This window comes from Acinetobacter sichuanensis, assembly GCF_003024515.2.
Classification (GTDB): domain Bacteria; phylum Pseudomonadota; class Gammaproteobacteria; order Pseudomonadales; family Moraxellaceae; genus Acinetobacter; species Acinetobacter sichuanensis.
Genome location: NZ_PYIX02000084.1, coordinates 1 through 5330, shown reverse-complemented (window position 1 = coordinate 5330; position 5330 = coordinate 1). Strand labels below are relative to the sequence as shown.

At 36.7% G+C, this 5330-nt stretch carries 8 protein-coding genes and 1 pseudogene; 2 read left to right on the top strand and 7 right to left on the bottom strand.

What is annotated here, in order from left to right; genetic code table 11:
- Window positions 1–235, bottom strand: a pseudogene (locus tag C9E89_RS21385) (MobA/MobL family protein); the annotation flags it as partial.
- On the bottom strand, window positions 235–390 hold the full coding sequence (locus tag C9E89_RS23425) for a hypothetical protein (RefSeq protein WP_171405195.1): 156 nt from the start codon (window positions 388–390) through the stop codon (window positions 235–237). The gene C9E89_RS23425 and the pseudogene C9E89_RS21385, both read right to left, overlap by 1 nt.
- 279 nt (window positions 391–669) lie before the next feature.
- Between C9E89_RS23425 and C9E89_RS21380 the strand changes: the two genes are divergently transcribed.
- Together C9E89_RS21380 and C9E89_RS21375 are read left to right on the top strand one after the other, a co-directional pair.
- Complete coding sequence (locus C9E89_RS21380; RefSeq protein ID WP_107010148.1) at window positions 670–1083, top strand: conjugal transfer protein TraD; 414 nt, start codon at window positions 670–672, stop codon at window positions 1081–1083.
- Between the two features lie 3 nt (window positions 1084–1086).
- Entirely contained in the window at window positions 1087–1767 is a 681-nt protein-coding gene (locus C9E89_RS21375; protein ID WP_107010147.1) for a hypothetical protein, read from the top strand.
- A gap of 787 nt (window positions 1768–2554) precedes the next feature.
- On the opposite strand, the gene C9E89_RS21370 is transcribed toward C9E89_RS21375, so the two are convergent.
- The 5 genes from C9E89_RS21370 to C9E89_RS21350 all read right to left on the bottom strand — a co-directional run.
- A complete protein-coding gene (locus tag C9E89_RS21370) occupies window positions 2555–3370 on the bottom strand; it encodes a hypothetical protein (protein ID WP_107010146.1) in 816 nt (271 codons plus the stop codon).
- 57 nt (window positions 3371–3427) lie between these two features.
- Window positions 3428–3709, bottom strand: coding sequence for a type II toxin-antitoxin system YafQ family toxin (locus tag C9E89_RS21365; RefSeq protein ID WP_005098405.1), 282 nt, complete (start codon window positions 3707–3709; stop codon window positions 3428–3430).
- Entirely contained in the window at window positions 3702–3995 is a 294-nt protein-coding gene (locus C9E89_RS21360; protein WP_107010145.1) for a type II toxin-antitoxin system RelB/DinJ family antitoxin, read from the bottom strand. Before C9E89_RS21360 ends, C9E89_RS21365 begins: the two co-directional genes overlap by 8 nt.
- 143 nt (window positions 3996–4138) lie before the next feature.
- Window positions 4139–4639, bottom strand: coding sequence for a hypothetical protein (locus tag C9E89_RS21355; protein ID WP_005098403.1), 501 nt, complete (start codon window positions 4637–4639; stop codon window positions 4139–4141).
- Window positions 4636–5330 (bottom strand): MobA/MobL family protein (locus tag C9E89_RS21350; RefSeq protein ID WP_107010144.1); only part of this gene is annotated, 695 nt, incomplete at its 5' end. The genes C9E89_RS21355 and C9E89_RS21350, both read right to left, overlap by 4 nt.

The window sequence follows — 5330 nt, the reverse complement described above, 5'->3', positions numbered from 1 at the left end:
TTTCATATTCTCGATAGGTACTGCCATTTTTGCGCTCGTAAAGGTCGGCTGCTTCCCAAAAGGTAATTGGATTATGTTCAGCCCATTTCGGCATGTTTCCATAAGCACTATGTTCAAGGTCTGATTCTGCCTGTTCCTGTTTCAGCTTCTTTTCTTCGTCCCGATCAATATATTCGGCATGCGGTGCTGCTTTGCCTGCCTTACCGACTTTGACACTTAAACGAGCTATCGCCATTAGGATTTATCCTGTTCCTTTTTTCGGTTTCGTTCTTTCTTAAATGCTCTTTGATCGAGTATTGAAGCAAGCATCATAATGATGATGAGTAGCGGTGCTGCGATCACACCAAAAATAATATCTTTGATTTTTCCCAATACCTGTTTTAGTTGCATGTTGTTGCTCCTAGGCTTTTCTACTTCTTTTTTAAGTAAATTGAAAATTTACCTAAAAAAGAAGTTTCAGGGTCTTAGGGATGAAGTCCCTAACGTGCTTAGGTTTCTCAATGAAATTGAGAAACGTCTAAGCGCGCCATCAAATTTTTGATGGAAGTGTAGGCGACAATCTCTAGAACGAACTTTAACAAAATTGCGTACCTTGGACGTAATTATTTTGTTATCGTTCTTTGAGAATTGAGCCTGTACTTTTGCGGTATCTGAATTAAGGAATTGAATATGAATAATGAATGGCTATCTGAAAAAATCACCTACATTTCTGCTTTAAAAAATCCTAGTGATGCTCAAAAACTTCTATTGGAATTGGCTCAAATTCAGTACCGAACACCTGAACAAGAAAAGAAATTAAATGCCCTGATCAAAGCTGAAAAAGCCATAGATCGGGCGAATAAGCAAAAAATAGCAGTTAGAAAATTATTGAATGCGGAAAAGGAAGCTGAACGTAAGGCTCGTACACGGCATCTTATTCAATTAGGCGCACTTTTTGAGATTGCTAACTTAGATCAGCGAGATCCAGCGGAATTACTTGGCGTACTGCTTAAAACTGCTGAAATTGATCCAAATGACGAAAAATGGGCGATATGGCATAAACTTGGTTTAGATATCTTAGAAAACCGTAAAAAAGGAAATTAAGATATGAGTAAAATAACTATAAAGTACATAGCAATTTATATTGGGATATACATAGCAGTTTTATTAATCCAAGGATTTATTAACTTTTTAGCTTTATGCCAAGGAGAACTGTATAAATGTGTTTATGACCATAAAACAGTAATAACAACAGTACAAACAACAGCTTATATTTTAGCTCCATTAGTTGTAATTCTTGGATTAAATACTTGGATAAAACAACATACAGTAACGATAAACCATGAGCTATTAAAAGAAGCTCTTAAAGCAATTGATCAACTTACTCTATATCACCAATATATGTATCGTGTATTTTATGCTCATAAAAGATCACTGAGTACTACTTGGAAAGATGCTGAAAGCATTTCAGCTATGACACCAGATTTTAATGAATTTAAGAACACTTTATTTAAAAAAAGAAGAGAAGAATATTTAGAATATATAAATTATTTAAAGCTACAATTCCCTGTTATTAAATTATTTTTTAAAGAAAATAATTTAGACCAAATAGAAACTAAAGATTCAAATTTCATAAATATGCACGACGATTTATTGCATGCTATAAAGGAAGATAACGTTAAGCTGTATTTAGAATATAGTGAAAATTTAGATCAAAAATACAATGAGATATATCAAGAATTACATTCCCTAAAAGGTAAAATATTAGATGAGTTATACATAGAATAGCCTAAGCAGGAAAAGAGCTATAATACAAATCACAATCATACGCCCCCTCTAAAATATAAAAAGCAAATGCTCTCAACTTCTCAACTCGTTCCCAAAGCGTCGCACTTCGTGCTTTGGCTTTGGTGAACGGTTGAGAGAGTTTCGGCAATACTCACCCTAAGGGACAACTTTTAAAAAAAAGTCATTTCCCTTAAGTATTGCCGATTTACCTGTATATATTTGGCTTCGGAGCCACGTATATCGGTCGTATCCGCACATAGCTTTGCTGACTATGCAGACAAGGACTCAAGGTTTTGCACCTCTCTCCACGCGCTCCCTGTCGTTACATTGCCTGTATCTCTGTGAGGGTTTCCCCAACGTACAACTTAACAAGTCCTATGCAACTACTCCCAACGCTCCGCCTATGTGAAGTTCCCCTGTAAGCGGTTTAGCCTTTCGACTATAGCTACAATACGCCAGTGACACTTATTCCTACCACACGTACTGCATGCCGACCGTAAAACGGACACGCAGAAGCGGGCAAAGCTCGATCTAGGATACTTATTTGACGATTTAAAACACGAATTAACGAAGACTTATCATTTTGAGGCTTGATATAAACACTGTTTATTGTGAAAATAGAGTTCAGGTACAAGCCTTAGTGTGAAATCAGTGCGAGGTGGTACTCCGCTGATCTTCGTTACTTGATGTTGAAGCATCAAATAACTGCGTACCGCTGAATATAAAGCGAAAGCCCGTCGAGTTTCAATACTCGATGGGCTTTTTCTTTGTATTTTTAAATTAAAATTTACTTTTCTTTGTTTAAAGCAAACTTTCGCTTCTTAATCACTGTAATCGGCTTTTCTTGTGGAGCCATATTTTTCTGAATGGCCACCTGCTTCATTTCTACTGGTACAGCACTATTTTCAGTAGACTTTGGACTAGATTCTTTAGGCTTCGAGTCTGTTGATTTTTGCAGAGTTGCTTCTTTATTTTTAATTTTTATATAAATTTCATGTACGACAGCATTATGTTCTTTAATCTCCCTATTTTTGCTCGTTATTTTTTTATATTGTTCTTTAAAGGGCTTTATAAAATCCTTGATAGTTGATAGCAGTAGAGCTTCATCGGGGTGTATATCAGCCAGTGTTTTTGGTGCTTCAATTTGCACAAAATCAATGAAATTTAAGGGAGATTTTTCAATAATCTCAGGCGTCGCAAAGCTAACAAAGTCATATCCATGATAAGAAATTACGGCATATTTCGTATTCTGCTTAATCGGATGTTTGATATATCCCCTTACGGTCGCTTCCCCCTGATCCAGTAGCTTCTTTAGATAGAAATCTTTTATTTGGTTTTCTTCAAATGCACTATTTCTATAAAACTTAATCTTCTTATTAATTTCTTCTCGTTCTTCTACATTATCCTCAGCCATAAGTCCTAACTTATTACTAAACTCAATAAATTGAGCATGATTATGTTGAGCAAGTTCAGAAGTCCAAATCAGTAATTGGTTAAGATTTTCAGGAAAAATAACTGCCAGATTCTTTACATCAAACTTTTTAATCAGTTTAAGTTCATCTTCCTTAAACTCTTTTCTCTCTAAACTTGACCGTTGTAGCATAAAAATTTCCTTAACTTTTACTAATTTTAAAACATTAAAACAGTTCTAAATGGTCGCCTAACCAAAAATCTCTGAATGGCTATCTAACTGGTGTAATTCTAAAACATCATCACCTACGAGCCTATAAATTAAGACTAAATCGGGTTTAACGTGGCAATCTCGACAATTTTTAAACTCAGCACCACCTTTTAATGGGTGATCTAGGTATTTTTCAGGCAATGGACTATTAGCGACTAAACAGTCCAGTACCTCGGCCCATTCAGCCGTAACCAAATCTAAGTAACGTCTTTTAATATCTCGTTTAAATGAGCTGGTTACGATGATTTTTCGTTTAGCCATTAGCTTCTTCCGACATTGCTTGAATGGCTTCTTCTACTGTTTCGTACTCGGTGTACTCCCCATTTTCAATTTCTTTAAGAGAGTGAAGCAACTTTGCTGCTGCTTTAGGGGTTAAAGCTGTTTCCCTTGCATAATCAAAAGACAATGGAATCGTTTTCGTTTTAACAATTTGATTTAAGAACAGTTTAAATGCCTGTGGCATGGTTAAACCGTAGTCCTCCAAAATAGGAGTAACTTTTTCTTTTAGTTCTGCCTCTAAACGCATATTGAAATTGACTGCGGACATGGTTAATCCCTCCAAGGAACCAATAATATAAAGATAATATAAGGCATTATCTTTACTTTTTCATTACTTTTGATGTAAGAATATGAGTATTAAAACTCTAATTATTGGCATAACAGACTTTCAAATTTTGTTTTCGAATTTTTCTATATAGGGTCGATCACACATAAATCATGATTTTTTCCATAATTGCACTGTTCTTTCATCACACGCACACATGGTTTAGATTCTTCTCCAACAGTACAACTTCGAATCTCAAGCTGAATACCATCCTCTCTTAAACTTTCAATCTTAGAAATATTCTCAAGCGGTTTGATATAAACAGCAAATAACCAAATGATGCCAAGCATAAGAATGGCAAAAATCCCCAAAACTATTGTGATGATTTTCCATGAGAATTGATCACTGGCTGAATCAATCGAATTTTTTAAGCGTCCAAGTGCTTTAGCGGTCTTAACAAGCTCTGCTGTACCCTCCTGTAAGCCCGTATTTAGCGATTTTGATACGGTATGATGGGTTTGACCTGCGATGACCTTCTGAATGCGTTCTTCGGTGATTTGAAGCTCTTTAACGGCCTGATTGACTAAGTTTTGCTGTTGTTCTGCAACTGCCATCAGTGCATATAGCTTTTTTTCATCAGGTGTCATCGGCTCATCCCTTTAAAATTCATGGTTTTCTGTTGCTCTCGTTCTAGTTTCTGCTGTTCTTTGTACTGTTCCAAAGCAAGCTGTTTGAAGCTATCAAAATCAGCCTTAAAGCTTTCAATACCCTGTTTAATTTCTTTGTCTGAAATTGGGCTGTCTTTGAGGTCTTGGAGGTCTTTTTTAGGGTCGCCTAAGTCTAGCCCTACAAGCTCTTTATGGGCTGTACGCGACTGTTGCAGGGCTTCCCTGATTTCAGGATTCTTAGCTTGGCTTGGTAGCAGTTTCTTTTCAGGTTCTTTGTCTATGCCTTGCTCTTTATAGCTTCGCATATCAATACGGCTGTCAATTTGATGTTTTTCTAAATGGCTGTTGCATAAATCTGCCCATCTTTGGCGTAGGTCTTTAATATCGGTTTTTCGTTCCTGGTAACTCTTGCCTGTATTATCTTTTTTAGCTCCGCCACGTTCAGGATTTTTGCCGTTATAGCGTTTGAAATATTGCTCTGGATCTCGTGCGATTCCATCTTGCAGACGTTCATTAAACATGAGGTGGACGTGGGGCTGATCGTTGCCGTCCATTGCTTTAGGGTTATGAATCGCAAACTGATACGGATATTTTGAGCCGATCTCGGACTGAATGAAATCCTCAACCAGTTCTAGGCGTTGCTCGGCATTCATTTCTCTCGGTAGGGCAA

What these genes read in the sequence shown, in the direction of transcription:
- C9E89_RS23425 (WP_171405195.1), bottom strand. Translation starts at nt 390, where the DNA reads ATGCAACTAAAACAGGTATTGGGAAAAATCAAAGATATTATTTTTGGT.
- C9E89_RS21380 (WP_107010148.1), top strand. Translation starts at nt 670, where the DNA reads ATGAATAATGAATGGCTATCTGAAAAAATCACCTACATTTCTGCTTTA.
- C9E89_RS21375 (WP_107010147.1), top strand. Translation starts at nt 1,087, where the DNA reads ATGAGTAAAATAACTATAAAGTACATAGCAATTTATATTGGGATATAC.
- C9E89_RS21370 (WP_107010146.1), bottom strand. Translation starts at nt 3,370, where the DNA reads ATGCTACAACGGTCAAGTTTAGAGAGAAAAGAGTTTAAGGAAGATGAA.
- C9E89_RS21365 (WP_005098405.1), bottom strand. Translation starts at nt 3,709, where the DNA reads ATGGCTAAACGAAAAATCATCGTAACCAGCTCATTTAAACGAGATATT.
- C9E89_RS21360 (WP_107010145.1), bottom strand. Translation starts at nt 3,995, where the DNA reads ATGTCCGCAGTCAATTTCAATATGCGTTTAGAGGCAGAACTAAAAGAA.
- C9E89_RS21355 (WP_005098403.1), bottom strand. Translation starts at nt 4,639, where the DNA reads ATGACACCTGATGAAAAAAAGCTATATGCACTGATGGCAGTTGCAGAA.